Source organism: Streptomyces sp. JW3 (assembly GCF_052216785.1).
In the GTDB taxonomy this organism is placed as follows: domain Bacteria; phylum Actinomycetota; class Actinomycetes; order Streptomycetales; family Streptomycetaceae; genus Streptomyces.
Window position 1 is genome coordinate 1 of sequence record NZ_JBQOUX010000038.1, and the last position, 17,919, is coordinate 17,919.

The window sequence follows — 17,919 nt, forward strand, 5'->3', positions numbered from 1 at the left end:
CTTCTATTGCGGAGGGGGCAATTCAGGGGAACGGTCCGTGACCGGCCGGGTCAGCCGCCGGCGACGGCGGGAATGATCGAGACGCCGGCCCCGTCGGGGGTGGCGGTCTCCAGCCCCTGCTCGAAGCGGACGTCGTCGTCGTTGACGTAGACGTTGACGAACCGCCGCAGCTTGCCCTGGTCGTCCAGGACCCGGGCGGAGATGCCGGTGTGGTTCTTCTCCAGGTCGGCGATGACCTCGCCGAGGGTGGCCCCTTCGGCACTCACTTCGGCCTGCCCGCCGGTGTAGGTACGCAGGATGGTGGGGATGCGGACAGAAACACTCACTTGAAACCTCCGGTCGGGTTATTCGCTTAGGGGCGCGTGGGGCGCGGGGAACTGCGCGTTACGCCAGCCCCGCCTCACGGAACGACTCAAGACTCGGCCGGATCGTCGCCGTGAGCCCGGTACCGGCGACGGCGTCCAGCGTCTTCAGCCCGTCGCCCGTGTTCAGCACCACCGTGGTGAGGCTCGGGTCCAGCAGACCGGCCTCGATGAGCTTCCGGGTCACCCCCACGGTGACCCCGCCCGCCGTCTCCGCGAAGATCCCCTCCGTGCGCGCCAGGAGCTTGATCGCCGCAACGACCTGCTCGTCGTTCACGTCCTCCACCGCGCCGCCGGTACGGCGCGCGATGTCGAGGACGTAGGGGCCGTCCGCCGGGTTGCCGATGGCCAGCGACTTGGCGATGGTGTCCGGCTTCTGCGGGCGGACCACGTCGTGGCCGGCCTTGAAGGCGGTGGAGACCGGCGAGCAGCCCTCGGCCTGCGCGCCGAAGATCTTGTAGGGCTTGTCCTCGACCAGCCCCAGCTCGATCAGTTCCTTCAGCCCCTTGTCGATCTTCGTGAGCTGGGAGCCGGAGGCGATCGGCACCACGAGCTGGTCGGGCAGCCGCCAGCCGAGCTGCTCGCAGATCTCGTACGCCAGGGTCTTGGAGCCCTCGGCGTAGTACGGCCGCAGGTTGACGTTGACGAAGCCCCAGCCCTCGCCGGCCGGGTCGCCGATCAGTTCCGAGCAGAAGCGGTTGACGTCGTCGTAGTTGCCCTCGATGCCGACCAGCTCGCCGCCGTAGATCGCGGCCATGACGACCTTGCCCTGCTCCAGGTCGTGCGGGATGAACACGCACGAGCGCAGCCCGGCCCGCGCGGCGGCGGCGCCGACCGCGCCGGCCAGGTTGCCGGTGGAGGAGCAGGACAGGGTGGTGAAGCCGAAGGCGCGGGCCGCTTCCAGGGCCTGGGCGACGACGCGGTCCTTGAAGGAGTGGGTGGGGTTGCCCGAGTCGTCCTTGACGTACAGGCCGCCGGTGACGCCCAGCTCGGCGGCGAGGCGGTCGGCCTTGACCAGCTTGGTCCAGCCCGGGTTGATGTTGGGCTTGTCGGCCACGTCGGCGGGGACGGGAAGGAGGGGCGCGTAGCGCCAGATGTTCGCGGGGCCCGCCTCGATGCGCGCGCGGAGCTTCTCGGTGTCGTAGCCGGAGAAGTCGTAAGCGATCTCCAGCGGGCCGAAACACTCCTCGCAGGCGAAGACCGGGCCGAGCGGCACGCGGTGGCCGCATTCGCGGCAGGAGAGCGCCGCGGCGGGGCCGAGATCAACAGAGGTGGTGGGGGATTCGGCAGTCTGCACAGCCATGGAGGCGAGGCCCTTTCTCCTCATCTTCCTCACGACGCATCTCGCCGTGAGACGGATTTGGCACCTTCCCGAGCCGGGAGCCTCGCTTCTTCACGAGTGCCGACTGGAGGGTTGCCGGGGCTTCATCGGGCCGTGTCCCTCTGCCCCTCTGGATGAGCAATATGTGGTTGTCAGCGGCGGCCACCCCCGACATGCGATGGTCATCCGCGTTGTTCAAGACTGTAACCGACGGCCAGGACAGTTGAGATAGTCGTCCGATGCGCGAGATGGATCACATAAGGGGTACGTGGTCCGTACAGGGAGGAGCCGGGGACCTTGCTGGAAGAAGTCGAGCGGTGGCTGAGCACACGCTCCTGGTCCGTGTCCGACCGTCCGCTGCACCACGTCCTGGCCGCCAAGCAGCGCTCCGGGCAGACGGTGAGCGTGGTGCTGCCCGCGCTGAACGAGGAGGAGACGGTCGGCGAGATCGTCGCGGCGATCCGGCACGATCTGATGTGCCAGGTGCCGCTGGTGGACGAGATCGTGGTGGTCGATTCCGGGTCGACGGACGCCACCTCGAAGGTGGCCGCGGCGGCCGGTGCGCGGGTCGCGCACCGGGACGACGTGCTCCCGCGCGTGCCGCCGGTGCCCGGCAAGGGCGAGGTGCTGTGGCGGTCGCTGCTGGTGACCGGCGGCGACATCGTGGCGTTCGTCGACGCGGACCTGAAGGAGTTCTCGTCCGACTTCGTCACCGGCATCGTCGGCCCGCTGCTCACCGACCCGGACGTGCACCTGGTCAAGGCCATGTACGACCGTCCGCTGGGCGGCGCCGCCGGGCAGGGCGGCCGGGTGACGGAGCTGATGGCCCGGCCGCTGCTGAACATGCACTGGCCACGGCTGGCCGGGTTCGTGCAGCCGCTGGGCGGCGAGTACGCGGCCCGCCGGTCGCTGCTGGAGCAGCTGCCGTTCCCGGTCGGGTACGGCGTGGAGCTGGGCATGCTGGTGGACGCGCTGCACCTGGTGGGCCTGGACGCGCTGGCCCAGGTGGACGTGGGGGTGCGCAGGCACCGGCACCAGGACGGGCAGGCGCTGGGCCGGATGGCCGCCGCCATCTACCGCACCGCGCAGCTCAGGCTGGCCCGGGGCCATCTGATCCGGCCGTCGCTGACCCAGTTCGAGCGCGGCGCGGACGGATTCGAGCCGCGCACCTTCTCGGTGGACACCGAGGAACGGCCGCCGATGCTGGAGATCGCCGAGTACGCGCGGCGCAAGGTCGCGTGAACGTACGTTTGAGCTGCTGGCGGCCGGGCTAGGTTGAGGCGTATGGCTTCAACCTTCGGTGCCGCCCGTGTGCTGGTGGCTTCCAACCGCGGCCCCGTCTCGTACCAGATCCAGCAGGACGGTTCGCTGCGGTCGAAACGCGGCGGCGGCGGACTGGTCTCCGGACTCTCCGCGATCGGACCGGACGCGGAGGCCCTGTGGGTCTGTTCCGCGCTCACCGACGACGACCGCGAGGCGGTGCGGCGCGGGGCCGGCGAGGACGGCGTGCGGATGCTGGACGTCCCGGCCGAGGTGCACGCGGACGCCTACAACGGGATCGCCAACTCGGTGCTGTGGTTCGTGCACCACATGCTGTACCAGACGCCGCTGGAGCCGGTCTTCGACGCGGAGTTCCGGCGGCAGTGGGCGTCCTACGAGGCGTTCAACCGGGCGTTCGCGCGGGCGCTGGCCGAGGAGGCCGCCGAGGGCGCGGCGGTGCTGGTGCAGGACTACCACCTGACGCTGGTCCCGGGGATGCTGCGCGAGCTGCGCCCGGACGTCAGGATCAGCCACTTCTCGCACACGCCGTGGGCGCCGGTGGAGTACTTCCGGATGCTGCCCGACGACATCGCCGCGCAGGTGCTGCGCGGGATGCTCGGCGCGGACCGGCTGGGCTTCCTCACCCGGCGCTGGGCGGACGCGTTCACCGCGTGCTGCGAGACGCTGGTGGGCGGGCTCGGGGAGACGGTGATCGGCGTGCACGGGCTGGGCGCGGACGCGGACTTCCTGCGCAAGCGGTCGCACGAGGCCGATGTGGACGAGCGGATGGCGGCGCTGCGGGAGCAGATCGGGGAAGGCCGGAAGACCGTCGTACGGGTCGACCGGACCGAGCTGTCGAAGAACATCGTGCGCGGGCTGCTGGCCTACCGGCGGCTGCTGGCGGACCGGCCCGAGTGGCGCGAGCGGGTGGTGCACGTCGCGTTCGCCTACCCGTCCCGGCAGGACCTCGCCGTCTACCGGGAGTACACGGCCGAGGTGCGGCGGGTCGCGGAGGCGATCAACGAGGAGTTCGGTACGGCGGGCTGGACGCCGGTCGTGCTGCACGTCAAGGACGACTTCGCGCGGTCGCTGGCGGCGTACCGGCTGGCGGACGTGGCGCTGGTCAACCCCATCCGGGACGGGATGAACCTGGTCGCCAAGGAGGTGCCGGTGGTCTCCGACGAGGGGTGCGCGCTGGTGCTGTCCCGGGAGGCGGGGGCGTACGAGGAGCTGGGCGAGGACGCGCTGGTCGTCAACCCGTACGACGTGACGGGGACGGCCGAGGCGCTGCACGAGGCGCTCGGCCTGCCGGCGGGCGAGCGGGCCGAGCGGTCCAAGCGGCTGGCGGCGGCGGCGACCGCGCTGCCGCCGGCCCGGTGGTTCCTGGACCAGCTGGCGGCGTTGCGGGGCTGAGCGGCGGCTACTTCGTCCGGACGGCCGGGCAGTAGCCGGTGTCCATGCCGATGGAGTTGATCTCGGCGTTGGAGCGGCGGTCGCCGGCGTAGTCGATCAGGTCCGTGCACGCGGTGTCGCCCTGCGCCGCCGTGCCCGTCAACGGGGCCGGGCAGGTGCCGGTGTCGGAGCCGATGGAGTTGATCTCCGCGTTGGAGCGGGGGTCGCCGGCGTAGTCGAGCTGGTTGGTGCACCGGTCCGTGTCCACGGCGGAGGCCGGCGTGGTCGTGGAGGTGCCGGACGTGTCCGTGCCGGAGGTGTCCGTGCCGGAGGTGTCCGTGCCGGACGAGGCCGTGTCGTCGGTGCCGGCAGTGGTTCCGGCCGGGTCGGTCGTGGTGGCGTCGGCCGTGGCGGTCGACGACTGGGCGGCGCTCGTGGCGGCGGGCGCCGCGGCGTCGCTTCCGCCGCCGTTGTCGCAGGCGGTGAGCGTGAGGGCGGCGGCGACGGCGGCGACGCCGAGCAGCGACATCTTGCGAGCGGCCATGGGACTCTCCTCCACTGTGGTGATCGGGCGTTCCGATCTGCAGGACAGGGGAGGGCACCGGTCCGGTTGTCCCGTACTCGACGTCAGGACGGGCCTGTGACATGCGGGAGAACCCGCTGTGACGTTGTCTCAGGCGGCCAGCCGGCGGGCGAGCGCGGCCAGCAGGGCGACCACCCCGGCCGGGCCGGCCACCTCCGTGTCCGCCCGCTTCCTGAGCTCCGTCACCTCGTCGCTGCCGCTGCACACCAGCAGGCCGGGGACGCCCTCGGCGCGCAGCCGGTCGACGGCGGCGTAGGCGGGGAGGTCGCCGAGGTCGTCGCCGGCGTAGAGGACCGAGCGGGCGCCGGTGGCGCGGACGTGGTCCAGCAGGGCGGCGCCCTTGTCCATGCCGGGCGGGCGCAGCTCCAGCACCATGCGGCCGGGCTCGACGATCAGGCCGTGCCGGGCGGCGAGGTCGGTGAGCGGGCCGCGCAGCGCCTCGAAGGCGGCCCCCGGGTCGGCGGCCCGGCGGGTGTGGACGGCGACGGAGCGGCCCTTGTCCTCGGTCCAGGTGCCCTCCGTGCCGCTGTGCGCCAGCAGTGCGGGCAGTTCGGCGCGGACCGCGGCGACCCCGGGGTGCGGGGGCGGGGCGGTGACGGCGCCGGTGGCGGCGTCCCAGCGTTCGGCGCCGTAGTGGCCGAGGACGACGAGGTGTTCCAGGCCGGGTACGTCCGCGAAGCCGCCGTGCCGGACGGCGACCTCGGCCGGGCGGCCGGTGATCACCGCGACGGAGCCGACCCGCGGGGCGAGCGCGGCCAGCGCGGGCACCGCGGCGGGATGGGCGCGGGCCCGGTCGGGGTCGGGCACGATCTCGGCGAGCGTGCCGTCGAAGTCGAGCGCGATCGCCGTTTGGCGGGGGTCGGCGAGGATGCCGTCCAGCCCGGCCCGCCCGGCCTCGGTGGCGGGCGTCGGCAGGGGGGCCGGCGGGTCGGGGGTGACGTCCGGATGACTCGTGTGGCTGCCCATACGGCGAACCTATCCCGCGGGGGCGGGTGCCACGCCTCGGTGACCGGCCCGGTCCGAGCACGGCCGCCTCACCGCTCCGCCCGCCGGGCATCCCGTACCCGGCGCAGCCGGTTCACCGTCACCGGGTCCTCGCGCAGGGCGCGGGGGTCGTCCAGGAGGGCGTTGAGGAGCTGGTAGTAGCGGACCGGGACCAGGCCCAGTTCCTCACGGATCGCGCGTTCCTTCGCGCCGGGGCCGGCAAAGCCCCGGCGCTCCAGCGCGAGGATGCCCCGCTCCCGTTCCCCCAGTGACCGCCGCCCGCCTTCGTCCATGACCGCACCGTAACGCCGGGCACTGACACCCGGACGCGGCTAGTCGGCCTGCGTCGCCGTCGTCTGGAGCAGGGCGAGGACCGACTTCGGGTCCTGTCCCGCGGCGACCGCCTTGCCGATGTTCTTCTTGATCGCCGCGCTGACCGTGGCCCAGGACGTCTCGCCGACCGGATACAGCTCGGAGGAGACCAGCTCGTCGAGGAACGGCCGCAGGTCCTTGTCCTGGTCCGCCGCGGCCATCGTCTCGGAGGCCGAGCCGGTGACCGGCAGCAGGTCGTAGCGGCGGGAGAAGTCGAGGACGTTGGCGTCGCTGTAGACGAAGTCGAGGAAGTCACCGACCTCCTCCTGGTGGCCGTTCTTCTTGAACGCCGTCATCCAGTCGGTGACGCCCAGCGTGCTCTTGCTCGGCCCGTCCACCCCGGGCGTCGTCACCATGCCGAACTTCACGCCCTTCTTCTCGGCCATCGCCATCAGCGACGGGTGGCCGTTGAGCATGCCGACCTCCCCCTTGGCGAACGCGGCGAAGGCGTCCGCGCGGTTCAGCTCGCCGGGCGCGACCGGGCCGGTCAGGTCCTTGTCGACCAGTTCGTCCTTGAGCCAGCTGAAGGTGTCGATGTTCTGCGCGGAGTCGATGCTGTAGGTGCCGAGCGTGTCGGTGTAGCCGCCCCCGCCGCTGAGCATCCACTGCATGGTCTCCGCCTGCGCCTCCTCGGACCCGAGCGGCAGCGCGTAGGGGTACGTCACTCCCTCGGCCTTCAGCGCCTCGGCGGCGTCGGCCAGGTCGGCCCAGCTCTTGGGCGCGCTCAGGCCCGCCTTGGCGAAGAGGGTCTTGTTGTAGAACAGCACCCGCGTGGACGCCGCGAACGGCATCCCGTACTGCACCCCGTTGACCTGCCCGGCGGTGGCGAGCTGGGAGACGAAGTCGGCCTGCGTGGGGATCGAGAGCAGGTCGTCGGCCCGGTAGAGCAGGTCCTCGTCCGCGTAGTCGGCGTAGGCGCCGATCTGCGCCAGGTCGGGTGCCTGGCCGGCGTCGACCAGTTCGCGGACCTTCCGGTCGACGTCGTTCCAGGAGTAGACGGTGACGTCGACGTGCACGTCGGGGTGGCTGGACTCGTACGACGCGGCCAGCTCGTCCCAGTACCGCTGGGAGCCGTTGGACTTCCCGGAGCCGTAGTCGGCGGCGACCAGCCGCAGCGTCACCTTGTCCGAGCCGCCCGCGCCGCAGCCGCCGAGGAGCGCCGTCATGCCCAGCGCGGACACCACCGCGATCGTCCCTTTTCCACGCCGCCGCACTGTTCGCTCCCCACCTCGCCGACCGGTTTTCGCCGACCGTTGTCCGTTTACCGGATCAAGGTCTACACCACGCGAGTGGACTAGACCTCTCGCGGGTCAGCGGGCCACACTGTCCCCGTGAGACATGTCATCGCCCTGGACGTGGGCGGCACCGGAATGAAGGCCGCGCTGGCCGGGCCGGGCGGCGAGCTGCTGCACCAGGACCGCCGGCCCACCGGCCGCGACCGCGGGCCCGAGGCGGTCGTCGAGTCCATCCTGGAGTTCGCCGCCGACCTGGGCGCCCTCGGGACGCGGCGGTTCGGCACGCCGCCCGCGGCGGCCGGCGTCGCCGTACCCGGCATCGTCGACGACGCCCGCGGCCTCGCCGTCTACGCCGCCAACCTCGGCTGGCGGGACGTCCCGCTGCGCACCCTGCTCAGCGACCGGCTCGGCGGCGTCCCGGTCGCCCTCGGCCACGACGTGCGCACCGGCGGCCTCGCCGAGGGCCGCATCGGCGCGGGCCGGGGCGCCGACCGCTTCCTCTTCGTCCCGCTCGGCACCGGCATCGCGGGCGCCATCGGCATCGACGGCCGGGTGGAGGGCGGCGCGCACGGCTTCGCGGGCGAGATCGGCCACGTCGTCGTACGTCCCGCCGGCGTGCCCTGCCCGTGCGGGCAGCGCGGCTGCCTGGAGCGGTACGCCTCCGCGAGCGCCGTCGGGCAGGCGTGGGCGGCGGCCACGGGCGACCCGGCGGCGGACGCCGCGGACTGCGCCAAGGCCGTCGACTCCGGGGACGTACGGGCGCTGCGGGTGTGGCAGGAGGCGGTGGACGCCCTGGCCGACGGCCTGGTCACCGCCCTCACCCTGCTGGACCCCCGGGCGCTGATCATCGGTGGCGGCCTGGCGGAGGCCGGGGAAACCTTGTTCACACCACTGCGCGAGGCCGTGGCCCGCCGGCTCACCTTCCAGACCCCACCATCCATCGTCCCCGCGGCCCTGGGCGACACGGCGGGCTGCCGCGGCGCCGGCCTGCTGGCCTGGGATCTACTCGACCGTACGGAGGAAGCAACGTGACGGACATGCCCTCAGGGGCGCGGGACAGCGCCGATCTGCGACTCCGTCGCGGGGCGCGAGCAACCACGAACAACCCGCACCCCGCAACGGACCATTCCCCCCTGATCCTGTCCGGCGCCAACGTTGTCCTCCCCACCGGAACCGTCGAAGCAGGCCAAGTCGTCGTCGACGGCACCCGCATCACCGCCACCGCCCCGGAAAACGCCCACGTCATCGACCTGACGGCGCACTGGATCGTCCCCGGCTTCGTGGATCTGCACAACCACGGCGGCGGCGGCGCCTCCTTCGCCGGCGGCACCGCCGAGGACGTGCTGAAGGGCGTCGCCACGCACCGCCGGCACGGCACGACCACCGTCGTCGCCTCCGCCGTCACCGGTGACCTGGACTTTCTCGCCCGGCACGCCGGGATGCTCGCCGAGCTGGCCCAGCAGGGCGACATCGCCGGCATCCACTTCGAGGGCCCGTTCATCTCCCCGTGCCGCAAGGGCGCGCACGACGAGCAGTTGCTGCGCGCCCCCGACCCGGCGGAGGTCCGCAAGCTGATCGACGCCGCGCACGGCCACGCGCGGATGATGACGCTGGCCACCGAGCTGCCGGGCGGCCTGGACTCCGTACGGCTGCTGGTCGAGCACGGCGTGCTCGCGGCCGTGGGGCACACGGACGCCACGTACGAGCAGACGCTTGGGGCGATCGACGCGGGCGCGACCGTCGCCACCCACCTGTTCAACGCGATGCCGCCGATCGGCCACCGCGCGCCGGGCCCGATCACCGCCCTGCTGGAGGACGAGCGGGTCACCGTCGAGCTGATCAACGACGGCGTGCACCTGCACCCGGCCGCGCTCCGGCTCGCCTTCCACCACGCGGGCGCGGCCCGCGTCGCCTTCATCACCGACGCGATGGACGCGGCCGGTTTCGGCGACGGGCGCTATCTGCTCGGCCCGCTGGAGGTGGCGGTGCGCGACGGGGTGGCCCGGCTGGTGGAGGGCGACTCGATCGCCGGGTCCACGCTCACCCTGGACCGGGCCTTCAAGCGGGCCGTGACGGTGGACGGGCTGCCGGTCGGCGACGTGGTCGCGGCGATCTCCGCCAACCCGGCGCGGCTGCTCGGCCTGGCCGACCGGGTGGGTTCGCTGGAGCCGGGCAAGGACGCCGACCTGGTGGTGCTGGACGCCGCGTTCGACGTGGTGGGCGTGATGCGCCGGGGCCAGTGGGTGGTGGCGCCCGGACCGAGCTGATCGGTGCCGGGGGCTGGGCCGACCGCCGTCCGTTTGGCATGATCGAAGCGATCACGTTCGTACGCACTCGGGGAATCGGGGGAGGCCGGCTCGGTGATCCTCACGGTCACGCTGAACACCGCTCTCGACCTCACCTACCGCGTCCGGAGCCTGACCCCGCACGCCTCCCACCGGGTCACCGAGGTGACCGAACGGCCCGGCGGCAAGGGCGTCAACGTGGCCCGGGTGCTGGCGTCCCTCGGGCACGAGGTGACGGTCACGGGCTTCACCGGGGGCGCCACCGGCCGCGCCGTGCGGGACGGCCTCACCGGCACCGCACGGCTGGCCGACGCGCTGCTGCCGGTGGCCGGCGCCACCCGGCGCACCATCGCCGTCGTCGACGAACGCACCGGCGACACCACCCAGCTGAACGAACCCGGCCCGCTGATCACCCCCGCCGAGTGGCACGCGTTCCAGGAGGCGTACGAGGAGCTGCTCGCCGGAGTCTCGGCGGTGGCCCTGTGCGGCAGCCTGCCGCCGGGCGTCCCGGTGGGCGCGTACGCCGCCCTGGTGCGCACCGCGCGGGCGGCCGGCGTACCGGTGCTGCTGGACACCAGCGGCGAGCCGCTGCGCCGGGCGGTGGCCGCCCGCCCCGACCTGATCAAGCCGAACGCCGACGAACTGGCCGAGCTGACCGGTTCCTACGAGCCGCTGCGGGCCACCCAGGACGCCCGGCGGCGCGGTGCCCGCGCGGTGGTCGCCTCACTGGGCGCCGACGGGCTGCTGGCGGTGACCGGGGAGGGCCGCTGGCGGGCCGCGCCGCCCGCCCGGGTGCACGGCAATCCGACCGGCGCCGGCGATTCGGCGGTGGCGGGCCTGCTGTCCGGGCTGGCCGAGCGGCTGCCCTGGCCGGACCGGCTGGCCCGCGCGGTCGCCCTGTCGGCGGCGACGGTGCTGGCGCCGGTGGCGGGCGAGTACGACCGGGCCGCCTACCAGGAACTGCTCGGCCGGGTGACCGTGCTCCCGGAGGCCGGCGCGGCCTGACCGGGTGCGGTCACCGGTCTCAGTCCCGTATCAGCTCTTGAGCCTCAGCCCCCGTATCAGCTCTTGACCTGGCCTTCCTTCAGCCAGAGCTGGTCCAGCAGGATGTCGCACTTGTCGCCGTCCTGGCAGGAGACGGAGAGGGTGTTGGTGCCCTTGTTGAGCGACGGGTAGGCGTAGGTCTGGGTCCAGCCCTTGGTGTAGTCGCCGTCCTTGGCCCCGGCGAAGTTGCCCAGGTTGAGCTTGCTGCCGAACACCTTGCCGTTGACCGTCAGCGTCATCGACTGGTCCGCGTCGGCGGTGCTGTAGCGGGCGAAGAGGGTGTAGACGCCGTCCTTCGGGATGCCGTCGACGGTCCAGGTGGCCGAGGCGCCGCTCTGGTTGAGGCCGGTCACGTAGGTGCCGCCCGCGGACTCGGCGCCCTCGACGTCGGAGGCGGTGGCGGCGCCGCTGAGCTGGAGGCCCGCGGCGTCGGTGGTGGGCAGCTCCGCGTCGTCCTGCGCGCTGCTGCTGGCGGACGGGGACGACTCGCCGGTCTCGGACTGGGTCGGGGTGGCGCCGCCGGCCTGGTCGTCGCTCTTGTCGTCGTCCGAACCGCTGCCGGTCATGGCCACGCCGATGCCGATGACGACGGCGGCGACCACCGCGATGGCGCCGATCAGCAGGCCCTTGGTGTTGGGGCCGCGCCGCCCGCCGCCGCGTCCGCCGCCGTGCCCCGGCTGCTGGTGCGCGGCGGTGGGGGCGCCGCCGCCGGGGAGCGTCTCCGGGGCCGCGTAGTGCGCGTTCTGGGCGCCGTAGGGCTGGTTCGGCGCGCCGGGCGGCGGGGTCTGGGCGCCGTACGGCGGGTTCGGCCGGCCGTAGGCGCCCTGCTGCTGCGGGGCGGCCTGGGGGGCGGCGGACTGGCCGCCGTACTGGCGGGTGCCGACCGGGCGCACGCGGTTGACCGAGCCCGGGTAGCCGTAGCCGCCGGACGGCGGCTGGGCCCCGTTGGCCTGCCCGTCGGCGTACAGATAGCCGAAGGGGTCGTCGTCCTCGGGCGTGCTCGCGCCGTTGTTGCCGGGCGTCATCCCTAGGTCTCCTAACCAGGTGCGGTGCGGGTGCGGTGCGTGTGGTGAGAGGCCGAGCCTACCCGGTGTCGGTGACCCGAACGGGTGACTCGGACCGCGTCAACTCGCTGACCTGGGGGTCATCCCGCCCGCCGATGTTGTTTGGGACGAGATCGTTTCTCGATGTACATCCGCTCGTCCGCGGACTTCAGCACCTCGTCGGCGGTCATGCCGCAGTGCGCCCATCCGATGCCGAAGCTGGCGCCCACCCGGACCGCCCGGCCCTCGGCCCGGATCGGCTGGATGATCTCGTTGCGCAGCCGTACGGCGAGGTCGGCGGCGTCGGCTCGGCCGAGTCCGTCGGCGAGGATGACGAACTCGTCGCCGCCGAGCCGGGCCACCGTGTCGCCGTCGCGGACGCCGCCGGAGAGCCGCCGGGCGACCTCGATGAGGACGGCGTCGCCCGCGTTGTGCCCGAACCGGTCGTTGATCGACTTGAAGCCGTCGAGGTCGCAGAAGAGCACCGCGAGCCCCTTGGTGCCGTCGTCCCGGTCACCCTCGGGAGTGATGGCGTGCACATGGTGGTCGTGCCCGTCGTACGGGCCGGGGCCGGGAAGCTGCGGCGGGAAGTCGAAGTCGAAGCGGTGCCCGCCGGAGTCGAGGACGAGGTCGTTGTGCGGGGCGTCCCCGTAGGCGGCGTCCATGGCGTCGACCGCCGGGTGCGCCGACTGCGGGCGGGTGCACAGCCGGGCGGCGAGGCGGGAGCGCAGTTCGGCGGAGTTCGGCAGGCCGGTGAGGGAGTCGTGGGAGGCGCGGTGGGCCAGCGCCAGTTCGCGGCGCTTGCGCTCCTCGATGTCCTCGACGTGGGTGAGCAGGAAGCGGGGTCCGTCGGCGGCGTCGGCGACGACGCTGTTGCGCAGCGAGGTCCAGATGTGGGAGCCGTCCCGGCGGCGCAGCCGCAGCTCGGCCCGGCCGCCCTCGGCGGAGGTACGCAGCAGGGTGCCGATGTCCTCGGGGTGGACCAGGTCGGAGAAGGAGTAGCGGCGCATCGCGGAGGCGGGGCGGCCCAGCAGCCGGCACAGCGCGTCGTTGGTGCGCAGGATGCGGCCGTGCTGGTCGCCGCCCATCTCGGCGATGGCCATGCCGGAGGGGGCGTACTCGAACGCCTGCCGGAAGCTCTCCTCGCTGGCGCGCAGGGCCTGCTGCTCGCGCTCCAGGCGGACCAGGGCGCGCTGCATGTTGGAGCGCAGCCGGGCGTTGCTGATCGCGATGGCCGCCTGGAACGCGTACATCTGCAAAGCCTCGCGGCCCCAGGCGCCGGGCCGGCGGCCGTTGCGCGGCCGGTCCACCGAGAGCACCCCGATCAGCTCGCCGCTGGTGCCGCCGCCCTGCGGGCCGGGAGCGTACATGGGGGCGAAGAGGCGGTCCGAGGGGTGCCACTCGTCCTCGAAGCGGGGCGCGGGCCCGTCGGTGTACCACTGCGGTACGTCGTCGTCGTCGAGGATCCAGCCCTCGGTGTGCGGTATGAAGATCAGGTCGCCCCAGCGCTCGCCCATGTTCAGCCGGCGCTCCCAGGAGGCGCGGGGGCCGACGCGGCCGGTGATGAGGGCCTCGGCGGCCGAGTTCCCGGCGAAGGCGGCGACGACGAGGTCGCCGTCGGGGCGGGCGAGGTTGACGCACGCCATCTCGTAGCCGAGGGCGTGGACCACGCCGTCCGCGACGGTCTGCAAGGTGTCCGCCAGGCTGCGGGCCGTGTTCATGTCGGCCATGGCCTGGTGCAGTTGCCGAAGGGACGCAAGGCGGACGTACGGCTCCGACTCGGTCTCCATGCTCGCCCTCCCCCCGAGACCTCGCGCGAATCAAGGGTTCTCTTCGGCGCCTTTGCCGGATCGTGCACGATGATGCATCGATGATGCTCTTGCAGCTTCCCCGCCACTGAATCACAGCGCGCTGCCCACTCGGTACACAGGGTCAACAATTCCTACCTCTTGTGACTCAAGTCACAGCGAAAGATGAACAATTGGGCGGCGTTTCCGCGCTTTCCCGGTGCGTTTCCTGAACGCAAATTTTGTCCTTGCTGGTCCTAGGTCTCCGGTCCGGGACCGGGGGCCGATGCGGGTGCCGGGGAGTGGCCGTTAGCGTGACCGGGTGTCCGACTCCAGCCCCGCCACCGTGTCCTCTCCTTCCTCAGCGGCCGTGCATGCTGAGGGAGTGAGCAACGACGAGTTCCGTGCCGCCATGTCCCGGCTGGCCTCGGGTGTGGTCCTGGTGACCGCGCGGGAGGCGTCCCTGGACCCGGACGACCCCACCGCCCCGCTCGGGGAGGACGTGGGCATGACGGCGACGGCCTTCCTGTCGGTCTCCCTCGACCCGCCCCTGGTCCTGGTGAGCCTGCGCGAGGGCTCCCGCATGGACGACCTGCTGGACGAACAGCCCCTGTGGGCGGTCTCGGTCCTGTCGGAGAGCCAGCGGCACATCGCCGGCCGGTTCGCGATGAAGGGCCGGCTCAGCGACCGTCTGCTCTTCGAGGACATCCCGTACGCGCGCGGCGCGAAGTCGGACGCCCCGCTGGTCGGCGGGGCGCTGGCCACCCTGGAGTGCCGCACCGAGCAGCGGGTGCCGGCCGGCGACCACACGCTGGTGATCGGCCGGGTGCTGACCGCCCGGGTGCCGAGCACGGAGGGCGGCCCGCTGACCTACTTCCGGGGGCGCTACCGGCAGTTGGGCTGAGCGGAAATCCGTGGCCGCGCGGGGAGTTCTCCGCCTACCGTCCACCCATGACGACGCCCGGACCGCAGCTCGAAGAGATCACTCCGCGCAACCTGGCCGCCGCGCTCGGTGTACGGGTCCGCCCCGACCAGGAGTTCGCGGTCTCCCCCGTGGTGAAGTCGCTGGCCGAGGCATACGTCCATCCCGACGCCGCCTGGCCGCGCCTGATCGTCGACGCCGGCCGCCCGGTCGGTTTCCTGATGGCCTTCTTCGACATCGACTGGTTCGAGGACGGCAGCGTCCGCCGCTCCGGGCTGTGGCGGCTGAACATCGCGGCGGGCGAGCAGGGCCGGGGCTACGGCCGGTTCGCGGTGGAGTCGGTGGCGGCGGAACTGCGCCGCCGCGGGACGAAGGAGTTCTACGTCTCCTGGCACCTCGGCCCGGCGGGTCCCGAGCCGTTCTATCGGAAGCTGGGCTTTTGGCCGAACGGGGAGACGGTGGAGGGGGAACGGGTGGCGGTGCTGGACCTGTCCGCGGACGCGGACGGGGGAGCGGAAGGGGAGCGGAAGGGGAACTGACCGTCCGGCCCTCAGTCCCAGCCCTTCCCGGTACGTCCCCGCTTGGTCTGGGCGCGCTGCTTCTTCTCCCGCAGCCGGCGCTCGTTGATGCCGCGCGGGATGCGGGTCGGGCGGCGCGGCTTGGGCGGCGGCGCGGTGGCCTCGGCCAGCAGCGCCGCGAGGCGTACGGCGGCGGCCTCCCGGTTGCGCCACTGGGAGCGGTGCTCGGAGGCGCGTACGGTGACGACGCCGTCGGTCAGCCGCCCCGCCAGCCGCTCCAGCGCCCGCCGCTTCCACACCTCGGGGAGCGCTTCGGTGCGGGCGAGGTCGAAGCGGAGTTCCACCTGGGTGTCGGTGGTGTTGACGTGCTGCCCGCCGGGCCCGGACGACCGCGAGAAACGCCAGATCAGCTCGGCCTCCGGGAGGGAGACGGAGCCTCGGACGACATGCGGACCGGACGAGGGGGACATGGGGTCCATGTTCCCGTCCCGGCCCGGTCCACGTCACCCGAATATCCGAGGTAAAGAAAGTAAAGGGAGCTGGAACCTTGCGTACCCCCCTCTTCGTTCTTTGAGGTAGCTGTAGCTTTCTTGCCGTACGTACACGAGGGAAGGGACTCCCAACAATGGCTGTAAGCCTGTCCAAGGGTGGCAACGTCTCGCTCACCAAGGAGGCTCCGGGCCTGACCGCCGTCACCGTGGGCCTCGGCTGGGACGTCCGTACCACCACCGGCACCGACTTCGACCTGGACGCGTCCGCGATCGCGGTCAACACCCAGGGCAAGGTCTTCTCGGACGCCCACTTCGTCTTCTTCAACAACAAGGAGACGCCGGACCAGACCATCGTCCACACCGGCGACAACCGCACGGGTGAGGGCGCGGGCGACGACGAGGCGATCAACGTCAACCTGGCCGGCCTCCCGGCCGACATCGAGAAGATCGTCTTCCCGGTCTCGATCTACGACGCGGAGAACCGCTCGCAGAACTTCGGCCAGGTCCGCAACGCCTACATCCGCATCGTCAACCAGGCCGGCGGCGCGGAGATCGCCCGCTACGACCTGTCGGAGGACGCGGCCACCGAGACCGCCATGGTCTTCGGCGAGCTGTACCGCAACGGCGCGGAGTGGAAGTTCCGCGCGGTGGGCCAGGGCTACGCGTCGGGCCTGGTGGGCATCGCCCAGGACTTCGGCGTGAACGTCTGACACCGGTTGTCTTTCAGCCCCGGCCCCGTTGAGCTTCGGCTCGGCGGGGCCGGGGCTGTTTCACCCCGGGACCGGCCGGGACGTTCCGACCTCGAACCAGAGCAGCTTCCCGGCCCCGCGCCGGCTGGGCAGCGCTTCCTCGATCGACCAGGCGCCCCAGGAGTCGGCGTACTCCCGCACCAGGTGCAGTCCGCGTCCGCCGTCGGCCTGGGGAGGGGCGGGGGCGAGGCGGGCCCCAGGGGGTTCGGCGAAGAGCGCGGGAAGTGCGGGTGACCGTCCCACACGCCGACGCGGAGGCGTCCGTCGGGCAGCCCGGTGAGCCGTAGGGAGCAGGGGCCGCCGGTGTGCCGGTACGCGTTGCCGACCAACTCGGACACCATCAGTTCGACGTCGTCGACGAGTTCGTGCCGCCCGTGCCCGCCGAGAGCGGCCCGCACGGTCATACGTGCGACGCGTGCGGCTCTGGGGTCATGGGGGGAGGCGGAGGGCGTACGCCCAGGTGTGGGGCGGGGATACGGTGCGCATGGGGGTCTCCGGAAGGAAGGGAGGACGGCTTGGCCTGTCCAACGGCCGCTCGTGGCGGCGACTGTGCCTGAGGGTGCGCTTCCGGCCTACTGGAACGGCAAGTTGGCCGGTGAAGCGAGACCCACCCTAGAGCGCATGATGTGATACTTAACATCGAACAGAGGCAATAATTTACATTTCCCTCGTGGGAGTGACGCGAGGGACGCGCCGTGACGAGAGAAGGACCGTGCCGCCCAGCACCCCGCCCAGCTTGCGCCAGCGACGTCTCGGCGCCGAACTCCGCAAACTTCGCGAGCAGTCCGACCTGACCGCGACAGCTGCGGCGGAGCGGCTCGGCCTCAAGCAGACACAGATCAGCGGCATCGAGACGGGCCGCTACGCCGTCAGTGCGGATCGGGTGCGCACTATCGCGCATACGTACAACTGCCTCGACATGGAACTGGTGGAGGCGCTCGCCGCCATGACGGGTGGCCGCACCCGTGGCTGGTGGGACGAGTACCGGGACTATCTTCCTGTCGGGTTGATCGACCTCGCCGAGCTGGAACACCACGCGACCGCGTTGCGCGTAGCCCTGCCGCTTCACATCCCCGCGCTCCTTCAGACCGCCGATCACGCCCGGGCGATGCTGAGGGACGCCGTCCCGCCCTTCCGCCCCTACGAACTCGAACACCGCCTCTCGTACCGCATCAAACGGCAAGAGGTTCTTCACCGCGACGGTGGACTCGCCTACACAGCGTTGATCCATGAGGCGGCACTCCGCATGCAGTACGGGGGATCGGACGTCACTCGCGCACAACTGCTCCACATTCTGGGGCTGAGCGAACGAGACAACGTCACCGTCCGGGTCATTCCCTTCACCTCACGCGGCTTCCCCGGCAGCGGCCAGCCTTTCGACTACGCGATCGGGCCGGTCCCCCAACTCGACACTGTGCAACTGGACACCCAGCACGGCGGCTGCGTCTTCCTCGACTCGGAAACGTACTTGTCTCAGTACGGAATCCTTCTGGACCGTATGGAGTCCTGCGCGCTCGACCCTTCCGCAACACGCAAGTTCATCGAACGCCTCGCCCGAACTCTCTGAAGGG

At 72.1% G+C, this 17,919-nt stretch carries 19 protein-coding genes and 1 riboswitch; of the genes, 9 read left to right on the forward strand and 10 right to left on the reverse strand.

What is annotated here, in order from left to right:
- Window positions 1-50: 50 nt before the first annotated feature.
- Both ACTT8P_RS17365 and thrC read right to left on the reverse strand, forming a co-directional pair.
- Window positions 51-326 carry a MoaD/ThiS family protein gene (locus ACTT8P_RS17365; protein ID WP_442832554.1) on the reverse strand — a complete coding sequence of 92 codons (276 nt, stop codon included), beginning with the start codon at window positions 324-326 and terminating at the stop codon, window positions 51-53.
- 58 nt (window positions 327-384) lie between these two features.
- The gene (gene thrC / locus ACTT8P_RS17370; protein ID WP_442832555.1) at window positions 385-1,665 is read right to left on the reverse strand and encodes a threonine synthase; all 1,281 of its coding nucleotides are present in this window, start codon (window positions 1,663-1,665) and stop codon (window positions 385-387) included.
- A 17-nt stretch (window positions 1,666-1,682) separates the two neighbouring features.
- A riboswitch (SAM riboswitch) is annotated at window positions 1,683-1,824 on the reverse strand.
- Window positions 1,825-1,980: 156 nt separating this feature from the next.
- On the opposite strand from thrC, the gene ACTT8P_RS17375 reads away from it, so the two are divergent.
- The gene (locus tag ACTT8P_RS17375) at window positions 1,981-2,925 is read left to right on the forward strand and encodes a glucosyl-3-phosphoglycerate synthase (RefSeq protein WP_442832556.1); all 945 of its coding nucleotides are present in this window, start codon (window positions 1,981-1,983) and stop codon (window positions 2,923-2,925) included.
- A 42-nt stretch (window positions 2,926-2,967) separates the two neighbouring features.
- Complete coding sequence (locus ACTT8P_RS17380) at window positions 2,968-4,356, forward strand: alpha,alpha-trehalose-phosphate synthase (UDP-forming) (protein ID WP_442832557.1); 1,389 nt, start codon at window positions 2,968-2,970, stop codon at window positions 4,354-4,356.
- Window positions 4,357-4,363: 7 nt separating this feature from the next.
- Here ACTT8P_RS17380 and ACTT8P_RS17385 read toward each other — a convergent pair whose 3' ends face one another.
- From ACTT8P_RS17385 to ACTT8P_RS17400, 4 genes are all read right to left on the reverse strand, one after another.
- Window positions 4,364-4,879 (reverse strand): hypothetical protein, encoded by a 516-nt coding sequence (locus ACTT8P_RS17385; RefSeq protein WP_442832558.1) that lies wholly within the window; start codon window positions 4,877-4,879, stop codon window positions 4,364-4,366.
- 129 nt (window positions 4,880-5,008) lie between these two features.
- Window positions 5,009-5,884, reverse strand: a complete 876-nt coding sequence (gene otsB, locus ACTT8P_RS17390; RefSeq protein WP_442832559.1) for a trehalose-phosphatase — start codon at window positions 5,882-5,884, stop codon at window positions 5,009-5,011.
- 68 nt (window positions 5,885-5,952) lie between these two features.
- Window positions 5,953-6,195, reverse strand: a complete 243-nt coding sequence (locus ACTT8P_RS17395) for a DUF3263 domain-containing protein (RefSeq protein ID WP_442832560.1) — start codon at window positions 6,193-6,195, stop codon at window positions 5,953-5,955.
- A 39-nt stretch (window positions 6,196-6,234) separates the two neighbouring features.
- Window positions 6,235-7,488 (reverse strand): extracellular solute-binding protein, encoded by a 1,254-nt coding sequence (locus tag ACTT8P_RS17400; protein ID WP_442832561.1) that lies wholly within the window; start codon window positions 7,486-7,488, stop codon window positions 6,235-6,237.
- 117 nt (window positions 7,489-7,605) lie between these two features.
- Here ACTT8P_RS17400 and ACTT8P_RS17405 point away from each other — a divergent pair, with 117 nt between their 5' ends.
- The 3 genes from ACTT8P_RS17405 (at window position 7,606) to ACTT8P_RS17415 (ending at window position 10,799) form a co-directional block, all read left to right on the forward strand.
- Window positions 7,606-8,541, forward strand: a complete 936-nt coding sequence (locus tag ACTT8P_RS17405) for an ROK family protein (protein WP_442832562.1) — start codon at window positions 7,606-7,608, stop codon at window positions 8,539-8,541.
- A 5-nt stretch (window positions 8,542-8,546) separates the two neighbouring features.
- Window positions 8,547-9,776, forward strand: coding sequence for an N-acetylglucosamine-6-phosphate deacetylase (nagA, locus tag ACTT8P_RS17410; protein ID WP_442832610.1), 1,230 nt, complete (start codon window positions 8,547-8,549; stop codon window positions 9,774-9,776).
- Between the two features lie 93 nt (window positions 9,777-9,869).
- Window positions 9,870-10,799 carry a 1-phosphofructokinase family hexose kinase gene (locus tag ACTT8P_RS17415; RefSeq protein ID WP_442832563.1) on the forward strand — a complete coding sequence of 310 codons (930 nt, stop codon included), beginning with the start codon at window positions 9,870-9,872 and terminating at the stop codon, window positions 10,797-10,799.
- Between the two features lie 56 nt (window positions 10,800-10,855).
- Here the strand turns inward: ACTT8P_RS17415 and ACTT8P_RS17420 are convergent, their stop codons facing one another.
- Entirely contained in the window at window positions 10,856-11,863 is a 1,008-nt protein-coding gene (locus ACTT8P_RS17420; RefSeq protein WP_442832564.1) for a carbohydrate-binding protein, read from the reverse strand.
- A gap of 119 nt (window positions 11,864-11,982) precedes the next feature.
- Window positions 11,983-13,671: a diguanylate cyclase CdgB gene (gene cdgB, locus ACTT8P_RS17425; protein WP_442832565.1), complete on the reverse strand. Its 1,689-nt coding sequence runs from the start codon at window positions 13,669-13,671 to the stop codon at window positions 11,983-11,985.
- Between the two features lie 409 nt (window positions 13,672-14,080).
- On the opposite strand from cdgB, the gene ACTT8P_RS17430 reads away from it, so the two are divergent.
- Both ACTT8P_RS17430 and ACTT8P_RS17435 read left to right on the forward strand, forming a co-directional pair.
- The gene (locus ACTT8P_RS17430) at window positions 14,081-14,572 is read left to right on the forward strand and encodes a flavin reductase family protein (protein ID WP_442832611.1); all 492 of its coding nucleotides are present in this window, start codon (window positions 14,081-14,083) and stop codon (window positions 14,570-14,572) included.
- 47 nt (window positions 14,573-14,619) lie between these two features.
- Window positions 14,620-15,129: a GNAT family N-acetyltransferase gene (locus ACTT8P_RS17435; RefSeq protein WP_442832566.1), complete on the forward strand. Its 510-nt coding sequence runs from the start codon at window positions 14,620-14,622 to the stop codon at window positions 15,127-15,129.
- Between the two features lie 11 nt (window positions 15,130-15,140).
- Here ACTT8P_RS17435 and arfB read toward each other — a convergent pair whose 3' ends face one another.
- Window positions 15,141-15,578 carry an alternative ribosome rescue aminoacyl-tRNA hydrolase ArfB gene (gene arfB, locus ACTT8P_RS17440; protein WP_442832567.1) on the reverse strand — a complete coding sequence of 146 codons (438 nt, stop codon included), beginning with the start codon at window positions 15,576-15,578 and terminating at the stop codon, window positions 15,141-15,143.
- A gap of 155 nt (window positions 15,579-15,733) precedes the next feature.
- Between arfB and ACTT8P_RS17445 the strand changes: the two genes are divergently transcribed.
- Window positions 15,734-16,309, forward strand: a complete 576-nt coding sequence (locus tag ACTT8P_RS17445; protein ID WP_361156251.1) for a TerD family protein — start codon at window positions 15,734-15,736, stop codon at window positions 16,307-16,309.
- Between the two features lie 60 nt (window positions 16,310-16,369).
- Here the strand turns inward: ACTT8P_RS17445 and ACTT8P_RS17450 are convergent, their stop codons facing one another.
- Window positions 16,370-16,591 carry a hypothetical protein gene (locus ACTT8P_RS17450; RefSeq protein ID WP_442832568.1) on the reverse strand — a complete coding sequence of 74 codons (222 nt, stop codon included), beginning with the start codon at window positions 16,589-16,591 and terminating at the stop codon, window positions 16,370-16,372.
- Window positions 16,592-17,060: 469 nt separating this feature from the next.
- Between ACTT8P_RS17450 and ACTT8P_RS17455 the strand changes: the two genes are divergently transcribed.
- Window positions 17,061-17,915 carry a helix-turn-helix domain-containing protein gene (locus ACTT8P_RS17455; protein WP_442832569.1) on the forward strand — a complete coding sequence of 285 codons (855 nt, stop codon included), beginning with the start codon at window positions 17,061-17,063 and terminating at the stop codon, window positions 17,913-17,915.
- Window positions 17,916-17,919 lie beyond the last annotated feature (4 nt).